Origin of the sequence: Moorena sp. SIO4A5, assembly GCF_010672005.1 — a bacterium.
Taxonomy (GTDB): Bacteria; Cyanobacteriota; Cyanobacteriia; order Cyanobacteriales; family Coleofasciculaceae; genus Moorena.
The window spans coordinates 1-18,183 of sequence record NZ_JAAHHZ010000032.1; the positions used below are offsets into that span (position 1 = coordinate 1).

Sequence of the window (18,183 nt, forward strand, 5' to 3'; positions counted from 1 at the left end):
TGCTGACTGCGGTTAGTAAGTATGCGGCTGAGGTAATGCCTAATAAGTTCGCTCAGTTAAAGGTGCCAACCCTGCTAGTTTCTGGTGAATACGACAAAATTATTCCTTCAGCACTAGGGCGTAGAGCATCACAATTAAGTCAAAACGTCAAGTATGTTGAAATTCCTGATACAGCTCACTTTCCGATGTTGGAGGCTCCAGGGGTTTATCTAGAGCAGGTACTGGAGTTTATTTGTGTGAGCTGAGGCTTAAAGAAATTAGTACTCTTCGGGTGAAATAAGTGGTTAGTGCTCAGAATACTCAACACCACAGGAATAGGTTAAAAAATCAGGAAACCCCCAACCTGTAAAAGCTGGGGGCGGTGATCAGGGTGCATCTACTACTTCCTTATTCGATTAGGTGTGACCCTTCTCCGGAAAGATTTTGATAGTGAGTTCGCTTCAAGATAGTATCATCGGCAATGGGCTATCATCGGCAATGGGCTGACGGGGAGATGGGGAAATAAGCTAGTATGTATGACGGCAACTAGGTCTTTCCAGATTAGTGTGCCCAGGCTACTGATGTTAATTTTTATTAATAGCTCAGTAATTTCCTTAACTTACTGAAAAATATATTTAGGAATTTACAGCAAGTTGTGAGTAATATTATCTCTGGTAACCGAGTTAGAACAGAGACATAACTGCTGAAAATGAGCAAGGGAGATGGGCTACTCAAGTTTATTTGGCTCCATCATCCCTCCCCCATCTACATCAGGGAGCAATATTAATATGGCAGATCTGGTTCAGAATCTAGTTGAAACGGAAGTCAAGCAACACCAAAACAAGACTGCAGGAGATGACCCTTTCCAGCCTCAAGCTTGTAAGTATCGCCAAAGTAAGTTAAAAAATATACTAAAAACACTGCAAAACACCTTAGCAATTTGTCAAACTAACGAAGATTTGACTGGTCAAGTGGATACTCTCAAACGCATTGGGTTAGTTCATTGCCGTTTGGGAGAGTATGCCTGGGGCATCAAGTGTCTCCAGCAAAGTTTACAAATGGCCAATGATGTTGGTTCGCCCAAGAGTGTAGGGGTCATTCTTCATCATCTCGGAATGGCTTATTGCAAGACTAACCAGGATGATAAGGCATTTAAGGTTTATCTAAAAGCATTGAGGATTTTCCAAAAAACTCAAGATCACTCAGAAATTGCTAAAATACTTAATCACCTAGGGGAAATTCACAATAGCTGGCATCAACCAGTGCTGGCTCTGAGATGCTTTCGCCAAGCCATGAAGATTTTTCAAAACTTAGGCAATTCAGTTGAGGGCGAAGGCAGAGCACTGGAAAATATAGGGGAAGCTTATACCCAGCTTGGAAGATACCGTCAAGCTCTTGCTGTCTTGGAGCAAGCCCTAACCATTCACGAAAAAAAAACATCCTCTCGTTACTCTAGTCGCAAGTTAACTACTCTTGAGAGGATTGGCACAGTTTACTTCCGACTAGGTGAGGAACTACGGGCATTGGATTTCTATCATCAAGCTTTGGAGATTGGTCAGCAACTGAGTAAATCACTTCATGGTAACACCAGAAGCTTGGATTATATCGGAGCGGTTCACTACCACTTGGGAAATTACCCCCATGCCTTAGCGTATCACTTACAAGCCTTAAGACTTTGGCAAGAAATCGCCCATCCTGGGGAGGGGGAGAGCTTGTTCCATGAAAAGGCTGAATTTTCTCAACTCAGGACAGTTTATAACTGTCTGGGTATATCTGAGCAAGGGGTGCAGTGCAGCCAACAAGTACACAAGATGATCATTAACTGTGGTTACCGAGTTAGTGAAGAAGAGATTAGCCAGTATCTTAGTCACGGTGGAACGATAAACCATAACGTAGAATGATTAATGCCTGGTAGCCTAAAGACTCGTTACAATAAAGATTCAAACCCCCAATAATTTCCATTTAACGACAATTAGATAATTATCGATAAACAGCAAAACTGTGAACTGGCAGAGCCGATTTACCTATAAGCTGTAAAGCATCTAGTTTATGAGACACTCTAAGCTAAATCTTGGGTTACAGCCTGATAATTATCTTTCTTGACGATGCACAACAACTTAACACCAAGCAAAATTAGGAGTCAAACGTAAGCAATGGCACAAGCAACTGAGTCACAGCAAAAAGGTATTCAACTGACAGATAAAGCCCTAAAGCATGTTTTAGCCCTGCAACAAAGCCAAGGAAAAGACCTTTACCTGCGAGTTGGTGTTCGCCAGGGAGGCTGTTCAGGACTGTCTTACATGATGGATTTTGAAGAACCTAGTAACATTCGGGAGAATGATGAAATCTTTGACTACGATGGCTTCAAAATAATCTGTGATCCAAAAAGTCTGCTTTATCTCTACGGTCTGGTACTGGATTACAGCGATGCTATGATTGGTGGTGGCTTCCAATTCACCAACCCCAATGCCAATCAAAGCTGTGGCTGTGGTAAGTCGTTTAGCGTTTAGGGGATTGTTAGTTGAAAGTCTGTCAGTTCAAGACCACCACCAAGGACTAGAGGAATTAGGCAGTTGCGCTATATAGGTTCGCGCTTATAGGTAGCGCTATATCTAGTTAGGGCGCAAGGCTTGTAACCCTACAATAGATTAGGCTTGAGCCAGAGATTTTGGGTAAGTCCTAGACTAATAAGTAATGACTAATGACTAACGACTAACAGCTAATGACTAAAACATCACTATTTGGTCTGAAGGCAGATCATTTTCGTCATCCCCTAGATTTGGAAGCAACCACAGCCCTGAAACAGTTGCCAGGGATAGACTTGGTGGTGCGAAATTTACTAGGTCCTGTGGCGGAACAGTTTTTTTACCTGAACAATATCGCTGCTAGTGTCTTGGTGGGGCAAAATCAACTGCCCCATCTTCATAAACTACTCGAAGATGCCTGCACAACTTTAGATTTAGAGCCGCCTCAGCTTTATGTGCAGCAAAATCCTGCTCCCAATGCCTATACCTTCGCTATGCGGGGTAAGCAGCCTTTCATTGTCTTGCACACCTCTTTAATTGATCTGCTGACACCAGAGGAAATTCAGGCGGTTATTGCCCATGAACTGGGTCATCTCAAATGTGAACATGGGGTGTACCTGACACCGCTCAATATCATGGTATTAGCTGCTAGTTTAATTCCGAATTGGGGGATGCTCATTGCTCAAAGCATACAGGAGAAGATGTTAGAGTGGCTACGATGTGCGGAATTTAGTTGCGATCGCGCTGCTTTACTGGCTACTCAAAATCCGAGAGTGGTCATGTCTGTATTGATGAAACTGGCTGGTGGTTCCCCAACTCTGGCACCACAACTGAACCTAGATGCGTTTATCGCTCAAGCTAGGGCTTACGACAGCGTGGGTGATACTGAGGTGGGTCAAGTACTCCAACAATTGCAGATCTCTCAACTGAGCCATCCCTTACCTGTACTACGGGCGCGAGAAATTGACCGGTGGGCAAGTTCTCAATCTTATCAGTCCTTGTTAAATCAGCAGCTAATTAGTTATAATAATGGAGATGCCCAAACGGGCGGGTGGCGAAATTGGTAGACGCACCACACTCAAAATGTGGCGGCCTTATGGTCATGAGAGTTCGAGTCTCTCCCCGCCCACTGTAACTAAGGGGCTAGCAACTGTTGACGATTTTCTACAAATATCTTGCAGTATCTACAAAAATATGTTAGACTTTGATTAGGAATCTAGTGTCAAAGAAAACATTCTGGTTCCTTGAATTGAAGCCGAAAACCAAAGCTTTAATGATAGTGGTTGCGTTTTCTATTAAACACAGATTTATGCGCCTTGAGCGGAACAAAACCGATCTTGGCCTTGGGAGATACCCCCTGGCTGCGAGAGCAGCTTGCATTAGTGGGCTAAAATCTGCAAAGTAGATTTTGGTAGCTAAAAAGTATCGGAAAGTCGGAAAGCACTCCAAAACCAAAATCAAGACAACAAAAATCAATACCAAAATCAACAAGGGGGAAGAGATATCAATGCTCTTCCCTATTTTTTTTTTAGAACCCTGTCTAACCGGCTCAAAATATTCTTTGTCCTAAACCAAACTATGAAATACTTACCATAAGCTTAATAAATCTTTATAATATTCTTAACAAGCTTAACAAGATAGATATTAGCTCATACAATGATTGACCAGCGCCTTCAACGCAGTAAATTGGATGAGAGCGATGATGCTCTATTCTATTCATTTCCAAGGTTTGTGACTCATGTCGATGAGGGCTTTATCGATCAGCTGGTAAACCTATACCGGGAACGACTACAACCCAACACGCGAATCCTGGATCTCATGAGCAGTTGGGTTTCTCACTTCCCAGAAGATATGGAGTTTGCTCATGTAGAGGGGCATGGGATGAATCTGGAAGAATTGGTCAAAAATCCTAGACTTAATCACTACTTTATCCAAGACCTGAATCAAAACCAGCAATTGCCATTGCCTGACCAAGACTTTGATGCTGTCCTGATTGCTGTTTCAGTTCAGTATCTTCAGTACCCCGAAAAAGTTTTTGCTGAGATTCATCGTGTCTTAAAACCAGGGGGAATAGCAATTATTAGCTTTTCTAACCGAATGTTTTTTCAAAAGGCGATTCAGTCCTGGCGAGATGGGACCGAGAAAAGTCGAGTGGAGTTAGTGAAAAGCTATTACGAGTCTATTCCTGGATTTAGTTCGCCTGAGGTTGTTGCTCGACCATCGCCGCTTCCTACTTTTCTGCTACAGCTTGGGATCACTATAGGCGATCCATTCTATGCAGTACTGGCTAATCGAACTACCTGAGCCTTTTGATAAAAAGGGTTTTGTTGATGGTAATTTTTAACAGTCAACAAAACAGAAATTAACTAACTTAATAACTAATGACTAATTACTCATCAATTTGCCAGACATCTTGACTCAAGGCTTCATCCAGAATTTTTTTCGGTCGTAATACTAGGATGAGGCGTCCCAAAAAACTAATATCAGGAGAATCTGGAAACCACTTAATCTCCAACTGTCCTGATTCTTCAACCAAAAAGTAGCTGTCCCCATCCCACTGCTGCTGTGAGCGGTCAATAATAAGCAAAATCTCTTCAGGTTTGTTATTCTGTTGAATAGGGAGCTGATTACTGTTACACAAAATCACTACTGGATCTTGTGCCTTCAAAACTACCTGCCAGCCGGGTATTGCGACGAAGGTCTGCTCTCGAAGCCCTTTAACTATACTGAAAGCACCGGTATAGTCAGTTTTAGGAACCTGGTTGAGATCAGCTATTGTCAGGGGTAAGGATCCTACTACGGGAAGCAAGCGGGGTAAATCTTCTTCAGCTTCGAGGCGGTATATGGGTAATCTGGGAGCTGGACGCTGAGTGCTACCAAAGATTCCTGTGAGTAATTCTTCGATTTGTTGCCGGGCTTGTTGAGTATGAGCAAACATCAAGCCTCGAGCAATCAAACGAGAACGTTCTTGCAAATCATTGTGTTGTTTGGCAAGTTTCCAATACTGATAGGCAACAGCATCACCAGGATGATTGGTGAATCCCTCCGGTGGACGGCTTCTGCGGGAAAAGGTCTTGATTGCTTTGGCAACTTCATGGGCTCCTTCGGAGTTCAAGTTTCTAGCAACGAGAAATTCAGCAGCAGCAGCTCGTTCTTCTTGGGTGAGAATCCGCAACTCGTACAGGGAATCGCTACCGCTAGTCTCAAAACGCGATCGCACTTCATCGGACACCCCCACTGTAATCAAACTTGTGTAAACCTGAGATGCCACCATCACTTGATTCTGTTGAATTGGCTCAAACCCAGTTTCTTCAAAAATTACCTGAGAACTGTAGCCAGCTTTTTGTAGCTGCTGACAGGCTTTACCCCACTCCACCCAGTTGCGTTCTTTGCGCCGCAGTAAGTTTAATAAATCTTCAGCATTTATCTGTTCTGAATTGGTTTGAGGGTGACTTTCAGGAGAGCCTGGTGGTACTTCAGTCATGGTTTAAACAAAAAGAAAACGAACCGTGCCATCAACGGCAATGTGTATTATATCCCGTTAGGGTTTAGTGTGGGAGGATGTCACTTTTGGAAAAAGCCTACAATAGATATTGGGCATGAAATCAATTCTTGAAGTATAAAAGATGAAGATAGTAAGTGTAAAGGCAGCAAGGATAAAGGTGAGGGATGGTGCATCTTTAAATTAATCCTCAAACCTACTAATTGTTAAGGAACCGCAGCCATATATAGCGGTTTTTATAGTAATGAGGTAGACAGGATTTTTTCCATATTCGCTGTTCCCTATTCCCTATTCCATATTCGCTGTTCCCTATTCCCTATTCCCTATTCCCTATTCCCTACTCCCCCAAGGGCGGGGTACCTCACCTATTTAAGAAATGCTATAACTATTGTACACTTCTGACTTTATCCATCATACTTTAAACTTGCAGATTACCTGCTTTTTAAGTTCTACACAACTCGATTTTTGTTTTGGATCTGTTTAACTTGTTCTTGTTGTTTGTTCCTCCTATAGCTGGGGGAATTATTGGCTATTTCACCAATGATTTAGCCATCAAAATGTTGTTCCGTCCCTACAGACCAATTTACATCGGTAAGCGTCAGCTACCTTTTACACCAGGTTTAATTCCCCGCAACCAGGAACGGCTGGCTAAGCGAGTGGCTGACACTATTATGGGGTCTCTGCTGACGCCAACAGAGTTACAGCGTCTGGCAAAGCGTCTGCTGCATACTGAACGTGTGGAAGCAGCGATCTTGTGGCTATTAAACTTAGCGCTAGATCAAGTCCGGTCGGATAAGCAACAGAAAACAGCTCATATTCTTGCTGGGATTCTCCGAGACTTGATCGGGGAATCGTTGCCACGTATGCTCAAAGTCTTAGCTCGTCGTAAGGATTTCCTAGAAGCCCAACTTAACCATGTTTTTGACCAGATTTTATTGGAGTTTAAACTGGATCAAGAACAAGCTCGGAAGCTTTCTGAGTGGATCTTAAAAGTAGTACTCCCTCCAGATATTTTGCGACAGGCAGTTATTGATTTCCTAACTGACCGCAACATTCAAATCATTGATGAAGACTTTCGGGAAAAGTCTAGTGGGACATACTGGGTGGTGGCAAATTTATTTGGTCTGCGCAATGCTTTGATCCGCCTGCGAAGCTTTTGCCTTGACGAGAAAGAAGCGACTAATGCTCGCATCGAAGAGTTAATTGTGGCTCTAGGAACTCGCGATCGCTTGCGGGAATGGTTGCAAAATGTCTCATTGCAAAATCTGCCTTTGTCAACAGTGAGACAGTTACGGAAAACTCTGCGGGATTCGGTGCGTGCTTATATTCAAGAGGGGGGTGCTGGATTTATACAAGGATTAAATCAATCTATTGACTGGGAAAAGGTGTCTGTGTTAATTGTTAATCGGCTCCGAGAGTCAGCAATTATGACTACATCCTTGGCAATGATTAGCAAGGAACTCGCCTTGGTTATAGAGCGCTACCTGGAGGAGGATTTGGAAAAAATTATGACTGAAGTGATTCCGATTTTATCTATTGATGAGGTGATTGTTGAACGGGTAAACGCTACTTCTCCAAAAGATATGGAAATCACGATTCAGACTTTAGTGAAAAGTGAATTACAAGCTATTGTGAATTTAGGGGGTATTTTAGGAGTGATGGTGGGGCTATTTCAAACAGTCTTGCTGCTGTTGACAGGAGGAATTTAATCAGGAATTTAATCAGGATGCTCTCTAGGATTTATCCTGAGCCTGATTCTACGCAACGGGAGGTTTATCCCATATGCTAAGACCGACGGCTAATGATGGATAAAAGTTTACGAGAACGGGGCCCTCGGTATCTTTCGTATAGTAAAAAGTTTGGTATCATCGTTCTGAGCCAATAAAGTAAATTTAATAACCAACGATGATTAACTTTAATTTTGCCATTGAGCAGATACACTGGTAATTCCACTAATTTAGCTAATCTGGGAAAACTTTCCTGGTCTTTTTCCTCAAAACTTTTTTCTATCAAATACTTAATACTTTTCTGGCATAAGCTAACTAATTTTTGGTGATTTGTCAAGACAATTTCAAAATACTTAATGTAAGACTCCCGCATCAGTGAGCTATTATCGGTGAGATTGAAGCGGTGTTTTCTATAATAGGCTCCGATGATTGGAGTATGGATAAATCTGACGTTCCGTTGCAGAAGTTCTAATACCCATTCTCGATCCTCACAGGCTTTCAAGCGAGTATCAAAATTCCTCTGGTCTAAGAGTTTTTTCTTGAACAGCATCGATTGCTGTAACAAGGGAAAAGGAGAGTCTGCCAGAAAATCTGGACAGATTAGTAGTCGTTGGATTAGCTGTTCTTTGGTGATAGAACCAACAGGATTAGGCTTGGTTTCAATAATGTTTTCGTTTTGATCAACATAGACCCGTTCATAGTCTGAGTAAAATACTATATTATCACCATTATCACCAGTTCCCTCTAAACAGCTCAATTGGAATCTGATCTTATCTTCATGAATCCAATCATCAGCATCTAAGAATTGAATCCATTCTCCAGTGGCTTTATCAGCGCCAAAATTACGAGCAGATGATATACCTCCATTGTCTTTATAAAAGTACTGTATCTGTGGGTGGTAGTGGACTAACTGATCAGCAACTTTGCGGGTATTATCGGTAGAGCCATCATCTACAATAATGCATTCAATCTGGTAAAATGTTTGCGCTAGTACACTCTTTACTGATTGTTCGAGGTACTGGGCTTTATTAAAGGTGGTGATAACTACTGAGACAGATGTATTCATGAAATAAATTCTTTATACCATAGATGGAAATCTAGTAATGACCAAAGTTTGCTGGCATTATCCGGTTGGTAGTCTTGGATTAAGTTATAAACGTTTGCTTCTATAAACGTCTGGTCGGGAAATACTGGTTTCAGGTAATGATTTGATCGACTGACATACATCCTCCCAGAGGTAATCTCTGAGCTAAGAGCTAAAAGGCGATCGCCAGCCGTACTTTTTACGCTTTGTCTTGATGCAGTCGCTCATTGGGGAAACCCTCAAGACCGCGCTGCATCGCTTGCACGACTTTTAGAAGAAGATCTCAGAAAGTAGACCTCAGCAACCGCTTGTCTTGCGACCAAGCTACTTTCCTGGCAAAAGGCTATAGCCATAGCATACTCGACGAACTGGTAATTTTAAAAGGGGGTAGGGGGTTTTAAGGCTGGTTTAATACTGGTCTTATGGGGTATTATGCACTCTGATGGGATTTTGTTCAGCTATGGTCAATTTCAAATCCATGTAGAGCAGCGCATCTTGGTTGGTGATGGGTGCATCTGATGTTTGTCAAAACATCATCGATAAAGAATCCCAGGAAGTATGAACAGATAATTAGCAGTATTTTTTGGTTAGTGAGATTAAGATTTGGGGCACTAATACCCCCAATATAATGGCGTTATAATAATTGATTGCTTTTTTTGTCGAAATAAACAATGAGTATAACCCTCTTAAAAAAAAAGGCTGATTTATTAACATCAATTAGCTCAAGTACCTATTTTTAGCTAGAAACTGACTGGTAATTGAAATTGGCGATCGCGTTTTTAGAGCTAGTTGCACAGAGGTATTGAGTATTTTCCGCAGAGCTCTATTGAAATTTCCCATGGAGCCACTTGTGCAAAAGCCGGTCTACCCTCTGACCATCTCCCCATCTGACCATCCCCCCATCAGCCCCCATTCACAATTTAAATGGGTGACAGCTTACTCCCTCATTTGAGTCACTTATCCTTACTTTCCCTTATTAAGGGACAAGTCTATTAATGTCCGATAGTCAAGGAAAAAGTTAACGTTGAGGAAGTTGAGGGCGAATTCAACAATCGGTAATGTTAACTTTCTTTGTGATCTAACTAGCTCTAGGATCCAAATCAATGGTATATTAGCTAAATTTGGAATCATAATTAGGTAGTCATCACTAACCCCTCGATGAGCCCCTTATCTGGAGAGACAAAACCCGCAAAAGCCCTAGTAGGCGGACGCTACAAAATTATCAACCAACTGGGAGCTGGTGGGTTTGGTCGAACTTTCCTGGCACAAGATATACATTTGCCAAATCAACCCCAATGTGTGGTTAAACATCTTTTGCCCCAAACCGAACAGACGGCAACGCTGCAAATGGCAAGACGCCTTTTCGATAGAGAAGCTCGATTTCTCTACCAGCTAGGTAATCATGACCAGATCCCCCGCCTACTGGCGCATTTTGAGGAAGATCAGCAGTTTTATCTGGTTCAGGAATTGATTGAAGGACAACCTTTGAATCGAGAACTTGTCAAGGGTCATCCGTGTTCACAAGAGCGAGTGATTGCTTTATTAATAGATATTCTACAGGTATTGGCCTTTGTCCATCAACAACAGATTATCCACCGGGATATTAAGCCCTCTAACCTGATCCGCCGCCAAGGGGACGACAAAATCGTGCTGATTGACTTTGGTGCTGTTAAGCAAGTCAGTAGCCAAAACATTAATCCTGAAACTGGGGAAACTCATTTAACGGTTTCTATAGGCACCCAGGGCTATATGCCCCATGAGCAATTGGCAGGAAGGCCCCGCTTTAGCAGTGATATCTATGCTGTCGGGATGGTTGGTATCCAGGCATTAACTGGGGTTCATCCCAAAAACTTGAAGGAAAATCCCACAACTAGTGAAATTGATTGGCAACACTACGCAAAGCAGGTTAGCCCAGAGTTGGCCCATATTCTTGACATTATGGTGCGCTATGATTTCCGTGACCGCTATCAGACAGCAGCTGAGGCTCTAGAGGTACTGGCTAGTTTACCAAGACAGCAACTGTTGTCATTAGCTGAGGAAGAAATCCCTACTCAGGAAATTACCGGTGAAAGCCAGTCTGGGATGGAACTCCCAATTCCCGACATTAGGAAGCTAGCAAACACTACAGTCCCCTCGTCAATGATCACCAGGAGTCAAAGTAGAACTACGCCTCAACTTGACATCACCGAACATTCGAGAGGTTCAGCAACTAACCGGACAACACTATCTATTCCGCAACGATTGGTGAAGTTGGGCTTAATTACTGTATCGATAACTATCTTGGGGGTGGGCTTGGTGCTGTTGAAAACTTTTCTATCTGCCCAAGCAACTGGTGAAAATACTGACTATAAGGCTGACTATATCACTGAATATAAGACTGACTATAGTACTGAGGCTAAGGTCACAGCGGAGCAACTTTTAGACGAAGCTGACCAATTGCGGAAATCTCGACAGTACCAGGAAGCTCTAAAACTATACGACCAAGCGATCGCTAAAAAAGCAGATTTTGCGGAAGCCTATTGGGGCAGATGCTACAGTCTGAATAAACTCCAACAGCCGGAGATGGCAGTTGTTGCTTGTAATGATGCCTTATATTTCAAACCTAACTACCCAGAAGCTGTGTGGAGCCTTGGTCAAGCCCTTGACCAACAGCAACGGTCTGTAGAAGCCCTCAGACTCTATAACCAAGCCCTTACCCTTAAGCCAGATTTAACGGAAGCTTGGCTTTCACAGGGAATAACCCTCCAAAAGTTGGGTCGTTCTGTTGAGGCGATTACGGCTTTGGAGAAAGCGATCGCACTTCAACGAGATTTGGCAGAGGCTTGGATGATTAAGGGGGAAGCTCAGATAACACTAGGACGCTTTAATCAGGCAATCACTTCTTTAAATAAGGCACTCCAGATTGAACCTAACCACCGGAATGCCCTGAAGCTACGTCAGCAGGCACGGAAGAAACTGAAACGCTAAATTCAGTAGTTCCAAAACTCGACTCTCGGACCATCTGCATCTGTAGTCCTACTTTTACGAATTGGTATTACTTTACCGAGTTGCCTACACTATCGATATTTTCTCTTAAGATTTGTTTTTCCAACAAGTTTAATAAAGGTCTAATAATTAAGAATTAACCATTAACAATAACAATTCCTAACAATTGCACAATAATTAACAATTAATAATTAACCTTAACAATTAACCAGTAACGATGAAAATGACCAATCACAGCAGGACTTGTTAAGTAATGTTACGGACTTTTGTTAAGGTGTATTGCAACTTGACCCCAAATATTAGGGAAGGTTCAGATGACAGGAAAGTCCGTGATAGGATTCATTCCGTAGCTTAAAAAACCATGGGAGAAAACATGCCAGCACTAAGGGTTGCAGTAGTTGGTTCGGGACCAGCAGGCTCTTCTGCTGCCGAGACGTTAGCTAAAGCAGGAATCGAAACCTATTTGTTTGAGCGTAAGCTGGACAATGCTAAGCCCTGTGGTGGTGCGATTCCACTATGTATGGTGAGTGAGTTTGACCTGCCACCAGAAATTATTGACCGGCAAGTGAGAAACATGAAGATGATCTCACCGTCTGATATTGAAGTTGATATCCATATAGAAAAGCAAAACGAATATATTGGAATGTGCCGTCGCGAGGTGCTTGATGGGTTCATGCGCAATCGTGCGGCTGAGTTGGGGGCTAACTTAATTAATGGCACCGTTTATAAACTCGATATTCCCACCAGTAACTCTCAACCCTATACCATCTATTATTCTGACCATTCTGATGGCAGTGTCAAGGGAACCCACAAAACCTTGAAAGTAGATGTGGTAATTGGAGCTGATGGGGCAAATTCCCGGGTTGCCAAAGCAATTGATGCTGGGGATTACAATTATGCGATCGCGTTCCAAGAGCGAATCAGTCTGCCAGATAACATGATGAATTACTACCAAGACCTGGCAGAAATGTATGTGGGTAATGATGTCTCTCCTGATTTCTACGCCTGGGTCTTCCCTAAATACGACCACGTTGCTGTTGGTACCGGCACTATGAGGGTCAACCAAGCCCTGATCAAAAAGCTACAAGCAGGGATTCGTGCCCGTGCGGCTAAGAAACTTGTGGGTGGGAAAATTATCAAAGTGGAAGCCCATCCGATTCCTGAGCATCCTAGACCTAGACGTGTAGTTGGTCGGGTAGCTTTGGTAGGTGATGCTGCTGGAACAGTCACTAAATCCTCTGGGGAAGGCATTTACTTTGCGGCTAAATCAGCTCGCATGTGTGCTGAAACCATTGTGGAAACCTCTAACAGCGGTAGCCGTATCCCCACAGAGAATGACCTCAAGCTTTACCTGAAGCGCTGGGATAAGAAATACGGCATGACCTACAAAGTCCTAGATATTCTACAACGAGTTTTCTATAACTCCGATGCTAGCCGGGAAGCCTTTGTAGAGATGTGCGCTGACAAGGATGTGCAGCGGCTGACCTTCGATAGCTATCTCTACAAAACCGTTGTACCTGCTAATCCTCTTATCCAAATGAAGATTACAGCGAAGACAATTGGTAGCTTGTTGCGGGGCAATGCCTTGGCTCCCTAGAAGTTGATTAATTTTTGATGAGATGTAGCCAACTGACTAACGGCGATAAAGCTTACCCCCGCCTTAAGGGCGGGGGCTTTCCCCTCTAGCTTCAGAAAATAGATTTGTAGTAGCTCTGACATCACCAAGTTCATCCTAGGCAGTCGCCGAATTCACTTCTAGGGTCTTTTCTGTATTAGGTAACTCTAAGCAATAACCTGCTCCATAAACCGTTTTGATGTACTTAGGATGGCGGGGATCAGGTTCTAGCTTGGTTCTCAGGTGACGAATATGCACTCGAATTGTTTCGATATCATCGTCAGGGTCATACCCCCAAACCTCTTTAAGGATTTCGCTGGGAGAAACAGTTTGACCATGCCGCTGCAGTAAACAGTGCAGTAGTTCAAACTCCAGATGGGTCAGTTTCACGGTTTTATCAAACCAAATCGCCTCAAACCTTTCTGGAACCAGGGTCAAAGGACCATAGTTCAGGATTTCTGTATGCTTAGCAGCTTGGGGAATTCGGTCTGTGCGCCGTAGTAATGCTCGCACTCGCGCCAGCATTTCTTCGAGTTCAAAGGGTTTGGTGAGATAATCATCGGCACCAGCATTAAAGCCTTCTACCTTATCTTGGGTTTGACCTAGGGCAGTCAACATCAATACTGGAATATCGGAAGTGCGTTCATCCCGACGTAATCGTTGGCAGACGGTGAAACCATCTACCTTGGGTAGCATCAAGTCTAGCATAATCAGGTCTGGCTGCAGTTGCAGAGCTAGAGCCTGACCCTTGATGCCATCCATTGCTTGACTAACATCGTAGCCAGCCATCTCCAAATTGATGGTGACTAATTCTGAAATTGCGGGGTCGTCATCGATGACCAGTATCCGGGGCATCACTAAGGAGTTGTTGCTAAGGTGTATCCGTTAACGTTCGATAAGAACTATTTTAGAATAGTAACAATACTTATACGATTATAAAGGCAGACTTTACGTTTGTTGTAAACAAAAGCTAATAAATTTTAAGATTTACTAATTTTCCGAGAAACTACCTGGATCTGAGTGCTAGAGTCATGAGTCCTGACTAGAAAGGATAAATTCCTGGTGCTTGCACTGTTGAAACTTGGCTATACTCTGCTAGTCAGGAGGGTTGAGCACTCAGCCCTCATAACTGTTTAGCTTGGGAACTAGTAGGGTAGCACTCAAGGTACCACCCTAGGGAAACTTAGGTCTGTTCAGGACTAATCAGTTTCACGTTTTTGGCTAAACCCAGCTGTTGTAGGAACTGAATCGTCATCCAAGTCAGGTCAATTTCCCACCATTTCATCCCATGCCTTGCAGAATACTGATAGGCATGGTGATTGTTGTGCCAGCCTTCGCCATAGGTTAGTAGGGCTACCCACCAGCAGTTTTTTGAGCAATCATTAGACTCATAGGTGCGATAACCAAATTTGTGAGTAGCACTGTTGACAAACCAGGTACAGTGAAACACCAGTACTAGCCGCACAAAAATCCCCCACACTACAAATGGCCAACCACCGATGGCATAGAGCAACAGTCCTAGAACCACTTGAACAAGCACAAAATACTTGTCCAAAAACTGATAAACCCGATCTCCAGAAATATCTTTAGTGAATTTAGAAATTTGCTCATCAGCAGGAATTTTATGCAACATCCAAGCCATGTGACTCCACCAAAAGCCTTGATGGGAGTCATGAGGATCCGGTTGGGTGTCAGAGTGCAAATGATGGATGCGATGTAGTCCTACCCAATGGATCACTCCTCCTTGACAGGAAATGGTACCACAGAAAACTAGGAAGTATTCTAACCACTTGGGTGTCTGAAAACTGCGGTGGGTCACTAAGCGATGCCATCCCAGAGTTACCCCCAAGCCCCCTGTCACCCAGTGGAAAAAGATCATTAAGCCCACTGCTGTCCAGTTAAAGTTGCTCGGAAGTAAGGCAAACAGCGCTGCTAGGTGAATAAAGGCCATATAGGTAATAACGACCCAATCTAAACGAAGATTATCTGAAGTAGCAATTGTCATGCAGTAAGTCTAATAGGATACAAATTGTAATAACCCGCTCTCTTTGATCTAAAATTTCGAGGCGCGAATTTTGGGAATGAACAGCTCTCAAAGGCTGCAAGCAGCAGAAAAAGCACTATTTCCGATCTTTTATGGTATTGACACCGCCGTCAAGCAAAATCTCAAAAAGGTACTGAATTCTTTTCGAGCACATCGTGTAGGAGTGCATCACTTTGCTAGTGTTTCAGGCTATGGACATGATGATTTAGGACGGAAAACTCTCGATCAGGTATTTGCTGATGTCATGGGAGCTGAATCTGCGGCTGTTCGCGTACAATTTGTATCCGGAACCCATGCGATCGCATCTTGCCTGTTTGGGGTATTGCGTCCTGGTGATGAAATGCTAGCGATTGCCGGTGCCCCTTACGATACCTTGGAAGAGGTGATTGGTTTACGAGGTGATGGTCAAGGTTCCCTACTAGAATTTGGGATTCGTTACCGCCAGTTGTCCCTAACTAGTGAGGGAAGTTTAGATTGGTCAGCCTTGGCAACAGCGGTAGGAGAGAATACCCGCCTGGTTTTCATTCAGCGTTCCTGTGGGTATTCTTGGCGAAAGAGTCTTTCAATATCAGAAATAAAAAAAATTGTCAAGCTTGTCAAACAACAAAATCCTGATACTATCTGTTTTGTCGATAACTGTTACGGGGAATTTGTAGAAGAACAAGAACCGACAGCAGTAGGAGCAGATTTAATGGCGGGTTCCTTGATTAAAAATCCTGGGGGAACGATTGCTACTGCTGGAGGCTATGTCGCTGGAAAAGCTGACTTAGTTGAAGCGGCGACCTGTCGTCTGACTGCTCCAGGGATTGGTAGTTCAGGTGGGGCGACTTTCGATCAGAATCGATTGCTGTTTCAAGGATTATTCCTAGCTCCCCAAATGGTTGGTGAAGCCCTCAAAGGGAGTCATTTAATCGCTCATACTCTTTCAGAACTGGGTTATCCTGTCAATCCCCCACCGATGGTACCCCGTCGGGATGTGATTCAAGCAGTTGAGTTGGGTTCACCGGAAAAATTAATTGCTTTCTGTCGAGGGATACAACGGCATTCCCCGATAGGTTCCTACCTCGACCCTGTGCCAGCAGCAATGCCGGGTTATGAGAGTCAGTTAGTTATGGCTGGGGGGACTTTTATTGATGGCAGTACTTCAGAATTTTCTGCAGATGGTCCTTTAAAGGAGCCTTATATTGTGTTTTGTCAGGGCGGAACCCATTGGACTCATATTGCGATCGCATTAGAAGCTGCCATTGAAGCAATCGGAATAGCTGATAGCTGATAGCTGTTGGCGTAGCCTGCACGTAGCGCATATGATTCTTGTCGCTAGTCTTATCCATAGTTAAATTACTATAGCACTATCGTTCTAAATCCTTGATCACTTTCTCCCAATACCACTTTTCTGGCATTCCTGGGTATTTTCCTTTAGCCAAGTCAAGTAGGCGTGTTGCGATATCCGATTGTCCTCCTACCAGTCTCAGTAATCTTTGTTGCAACTCCCTACTAGGTTTAGTATTTGATGGTACTTGTGATTCTCGATTCCTCGACCCCTCGGTCAGTTGTAATGGCTGTAGCTGTTTGAGTTTATCGAGCAGTTTCCGATAATTAGTCCAGTCTTGTTGATCGAAATACAGGTTTGCCGCTTGTTGATAATCTTCAAATGCTCCCCGTAGATCCTCAAACTTTTCACGAGCGGTTGCCCGATAACGATATGATTGAGCATCATTGGGTTTAAGAGTAATAACTCGGGAATAATCTTCGATGGCTTGCCGATAGTCTCCCATCTGGATATAGGCATTACCCCGATGAATCAAGACATCCCGATTTTCCGGATTGCTTTGTAGTAACTTGGTCAAGTCATCAATAGCTCCCCGGTAATCTCCCAGTTCAATGCGGACTAATCCTCGATGGTAACGGACCTGAGCATCTTGGGGATTTAGTTCCATAGCTTGACCAAGGTCTTGAATGGCTCTCCTGTAATCACGGAGTTTGCAGTGAACAATACCTCGATAGCAATAAGCTTGAGCATTTTTTGGGTCAACCTCAAGCAGCCAGTTGAAATCCTCCAAGGCTTCTCGGTATTTGCCTGTGTTAACTTTATTTATTGCTTGATGACAGAAATCTTTAGTCTGCGCTCCACCCAAAGCTAGTATTTGCTGTTGTTGAATTTGATTGATACTATCAAGACAACGACGACAATTTAATTTATCCTTTTGATCTAGGTAGAGCTGAGCTGCTTGTTTAAATGATGCGATCGCAGCCTGATTATCTCCTAACTTACGGTAGGCACTACCTTGAAGCTTACAAGCAGCAGGCTGGTTAGGATTAATTTTAAGTATTTGATTGGCATCTTCTATTGCTCCAGTGGCATCTCCGAGTGCCAATCGAGCCAAACCTCGCCCGAAATAAACTTCAATACTTTCAGAATTGATTTGTAAAGCCTTAGTATAATCAGCGATCGCCCCTTGTTTATCCCCTAAGTCAAAGCGAGCCATAGCTCGTTTATAGTAGGCTTCGGCGAAGTTCGGATTAATCTCTAAGGCTTTGTCAAATTCCTCAATTGCTTCGTTCAAGTCTCCTTGACGAATTTTATCTATTCCTCGGTAGTAAAACTCTGCTTCCATTGCTTCTGACTCTGAATCAACTACCATTCCTACTTTAGTTGGTTTATTATTGTTTTTTTTGTAATGTTGATGAGTAAAATTTGAGAAAATTCATGAGTTTCCCGGAT

Annotated in this window: 15 protein-coding genes and 1 tRNA gene; 10 read left to right on the forward strand and 6 right to left on the reverse strand. The window is 43.2% G+C overall.

The genetic code is table 11. The features are described 5' to 3' along the window. The 6 genes from F6K57_RS11835 to F6K57_RS11860 all read left to right on the forward strand — a co-directional run. On the forward strand, positions 1-245 hold a 245-nt coding region (locus tag F6K57_RS11835; protein WP_293067716.1), incomplete at its 5' end, for an alpha/beta hydrolase. A gap of 456 nt (positions 246-701) precedes the next feature. Then, entirely contained in the window at positions 702-1,880 is a 1,179-nt protein-coding gene (locus tag F6K57_RS11840) for a tetratricopeptide repeat protein (protein WP_293021104.1), read from the forward strand. A 252-nt stretch (positions 1,881-2,132) separates the two neighbouring features. Next, positions 2,133-2,489 (forward strand): iron-sulfur cluster assembly accessory protein, encoded by a 357-nt coding sequence (locus F6K57_RS11845; protein ID WP_070394331.1) that lies wholly within the window; start codon positions 2,133-2,135, stop codon positions 2,487-2,489. 212 nt (positions 2,490-2,701) lie between these two features. Next, positions 2,702-3,571 carry a M48 family metallopeptidase gene (locus tag F6K57_RS11850; RefSeq protein WP_293067721.1) on the forward strand — a complete coding sequence of 290 codons (870 nt, stop codon included), beginning with the start codon at positions 2,702-2,704 and terminating at the stop codon, positions 3,569-3,571. Further along, positions 3,550-3,633: transfer RNA gene (locus tag F6K57_RS11855), tRNA-Leu, on the forward strand. The genes F6K57_RS11850 and F6K57_RS11855 overlap by 22 nt, the downstream gene beginning before the upstream one ends. A 527-nt stretch (positions 3,634-4,160) precedes the next feature. Next, positions 4,161-4,808, forward strand: coding sequence for a class I SAM-dependent methyltransferase (locus tag F6K57_RS11860; protein ID WP_293021108.1), 648 nt, complete (start codon positions 4,161-4,163; stop codon positions 4,806-4,808). 85 nt (positions 4,809-4,893) lie between these two features. Here the strand turns inward: F6K57_RS11860 and F6K57_RS11865 are convergent, their stop codons facing one another. Then, on the reverse strand, positions 4,894-5,988 hold the full coding sequence (locus tag F6K57_RS11865) for a RuBisCO accumulation factor 1 (RefSeq protein WP_293021110.1): 1,095 nt from the start codon (positions 5,986-5,988) through the stop codon (positions 4,894-4,896). Between the two features lie 488 nt (positions 5,989-6,476). On the opposite strand from F6K57_RS11865, the gene F6K57_RS11870 reads away from it, so the two are divergent. After that, positions 6,477-7,715, forward strand: coding sequence for a DUF445 family protein (locus F6K57_RS11870; protein ID WP_293021112.1), 1,239 nt, complete (start codon positions 6,477-6,479; stop codon positions 7,713-7,715). A gap of 76 nt (positions 7,716-7,791) precedes the next feature. Here F6K57_RS11870 and F6K57_RS11875 read toward each other — a convergent pair whose 3' ends face one another. Together F6K57_RS11875 and F6K57_RS11880 are read right to left on the reverse strand one after the other, a co-directional pair. Next, entirely contained in the window at positions 7,792-8,799 is a 1,008-nt protein-coding gene (locus tag F6K57_RS11875) for a glycosyltransferase (RefSeq protein WP_293067726.1), read from the reverse strand. Next, positions 8,796-8,960, reverse strand: coding sequence for a hypothetical protein (locus tag F6K57_RS11880; RefSeq protein WP_158069714.1), 165 nt, complete (start codon positions 8,958-8,960; stop codon positions 8,796-8,798). The genes F6K57_RS11875 and F6K57_RS11880 overlap by 4 nt, the downstream gene beginning before the upstream one ends. Before the next feature lie 1,015 nt (positions 8,961-9,975). Between F6K57_RS11880 and F6K57_RS11885 the strand changes: the two genes are divergently transcribed. Both F6K57_RS11885 and chlP read left to right on the forward strand, forming a co-directional pair. Beyond that, the gene (locus F6K57_RS11885; protein WP_075902086.1) at positions 9,976-11,784 is read left to right on the forward strand and encodes a serine/threonine-protein kinase; all 1,809 of its coding nucleotides are present in this window, start codon (positions 9,976-9,978) and stop codon (positions 11,782-11,784) included. Between the two features lie 391 nt (positions 11,785-12,175). Beyond that, positions 12,176-13,399 (forward strand): geranylgeranyl reductase, encoded by a 1,224-nt coding sequence (chlP, locus tag F6K57_RS11890; protein WP_075906354.1) that lies wholly within the window; start codon positions 12,176-12,178, stop codon positions 13,397-13,399. Positions 13,400-13,534: 135 nt separating this feature from the next. On the opposite strand, the gene F6K57_RS11895 is transcribed toward chlP, so the two are convergent. Then, the gene (locus F6K57_RS11895; protein ID WP_070394338.1) at positions 13,535-14,272 is read right to left on the reverse strand and encodes a response regulator transcription factor; all 738 of its coding nucleotides are present in this window, start codon (positions 14,270-14,272) and stop codon (positions 13,535-13,537) included. 328 nt (positions 14,273-14,600) lie between these two features. Further along, the gene (locus tag F6K57_RS11900) at positions 14,601-15,422 is read right to left on the reverse strand and encodes a fatty acid desaturase (protein WP_293067732.1); all 822 of its coding nucleotides are present in this window, start codon (positions 15,420-15,422) and stop codon (positions 14,601-14,603) included. A gap of 76 nt (positions 15,423-15,498) precedes the next feature. Between F6K57_RS11900 and F6K57_RS11905 the strand changes: the two genes are divergently transcribed. Next, entirely contained in the window at positions 15,499-16,734 is a 1,236-nt protein-coding gene (locus F6K57_RS11905) for a methionine gamma-lyase family protein (protein WP_293067735.1), read from the forward strand. Between the two features lie 76 nt (positions 16,735-16,810). Here the strand turns inward: F6K57_RS11905 and F6K57_RS11910 are convergent, their stop codons facing one another. Next, positions 16,811-18,103, reverse strand: a complete 1,293-nt coding sequence (locus F6K57_RS11910) for a tetratricopeptide repeat protein (RefSeq protein WP_293021121.1) — start codon at positions 18,101-18,103, stop codon at positions 16,811-16,813. Positions 18,104-18,183: the final 80 nt, after the last annotated feature.

Excerpts from the sequence above, each read along its gene's own strand:
- F6K57_RS11895 (WP_070394338.1), bottom strand. The coding sequence starts at position 14,272 with ATGCCCCGGATACTGGTCATCGATGACGACCCCGCAATTTCAGAATTA.
- F6K57_RS11840 (WP_293021104.1), top strand. The coding sequence starts at position 702 with ATGGGCTACTCAAGTTTATTTGGCTCCATCATCCCTCCCCCATCTACA.
- F6K57_RS11845 (WP_070394331.1), top strand. The coding sequence starts at position 2,133 with ATGGCACAAGCAACTGAGTCACAGCAAAAAGGTATTCAACTGACAGAT.
- chlP (WP_075906354.1), top strand. The coding sequence starts at position 12,176 with ATGCCAGCACTAAGGGTTGCAGTAGTTGGTTCGGGACCAGCAGGCTCT.
- F6K57_RS11860 (WP_293021108.1), top strand. The coding sequence starts at position 4,161 with ATGATTGACCAGCGCCTTCAACGCAGTAAATTGGATGAGAGCGATGAT.
- F6K57_RS11905 (WP_293067735.1), top strand. The coding sequence starts at position 15,499 with ATGAACAGCTCTCAAAGGCTGCAAGCAGCAGAAAAAGCACTATTTCCG.
- F6K57_RS11910 (WP_293021121.1), bottom strand. The coding sequence starts at position 18,103 with ATGGTAGTTGATTCAGAGTCAGAAGCAATGGAAGCAGAGTTTTACTAC.
- F6K57_RS11880 (WP_158069714.1), bottom strand. The coding sequence starts at position 8,960 with ATGTATGTCAGTCGATCAAATCATTACCTGAAACCAGTATTTCCCGAC.
- F6K57_RS11885 (WP_075902086.1), top strand. The coding sequence starts at position 9,976 with ATGAGCCCCTTATCTGGAGAGACAAAACCCGCAAAAGCCCTAGTAGGC.
- F6K57_RS11900 (WP_293067732.1), bottom strand. The coding sequence starts at position 15,422 with ATGACAATTGCTACTTCAGATAATCTTCGTTTAGATTGGGTCGTTATT.
- F6K57_RS11865 (WP_293021110.1), bottom strand. The coding sequence starts at position 5,988 with ATGACTGAAGTACCACCAGGCTCTCCTGAAAGTCACCCTCAAACCAAT.
- F6K57_RS11850 (WP_293067721.1), top strand. The coding sequence starts at position 2,702 with ATGACTAAAACATCACTATTTGGTCTGAAGGCAGATCATTTTCGTCAT.
- F6K57_RS11875 (WP_293067726.1), bottom strand. The coding sequence starts at position 8,799 with ATGAATACATCTGTCTCAGTAGTTATCACCACCTTTAATAAAGCCCAG.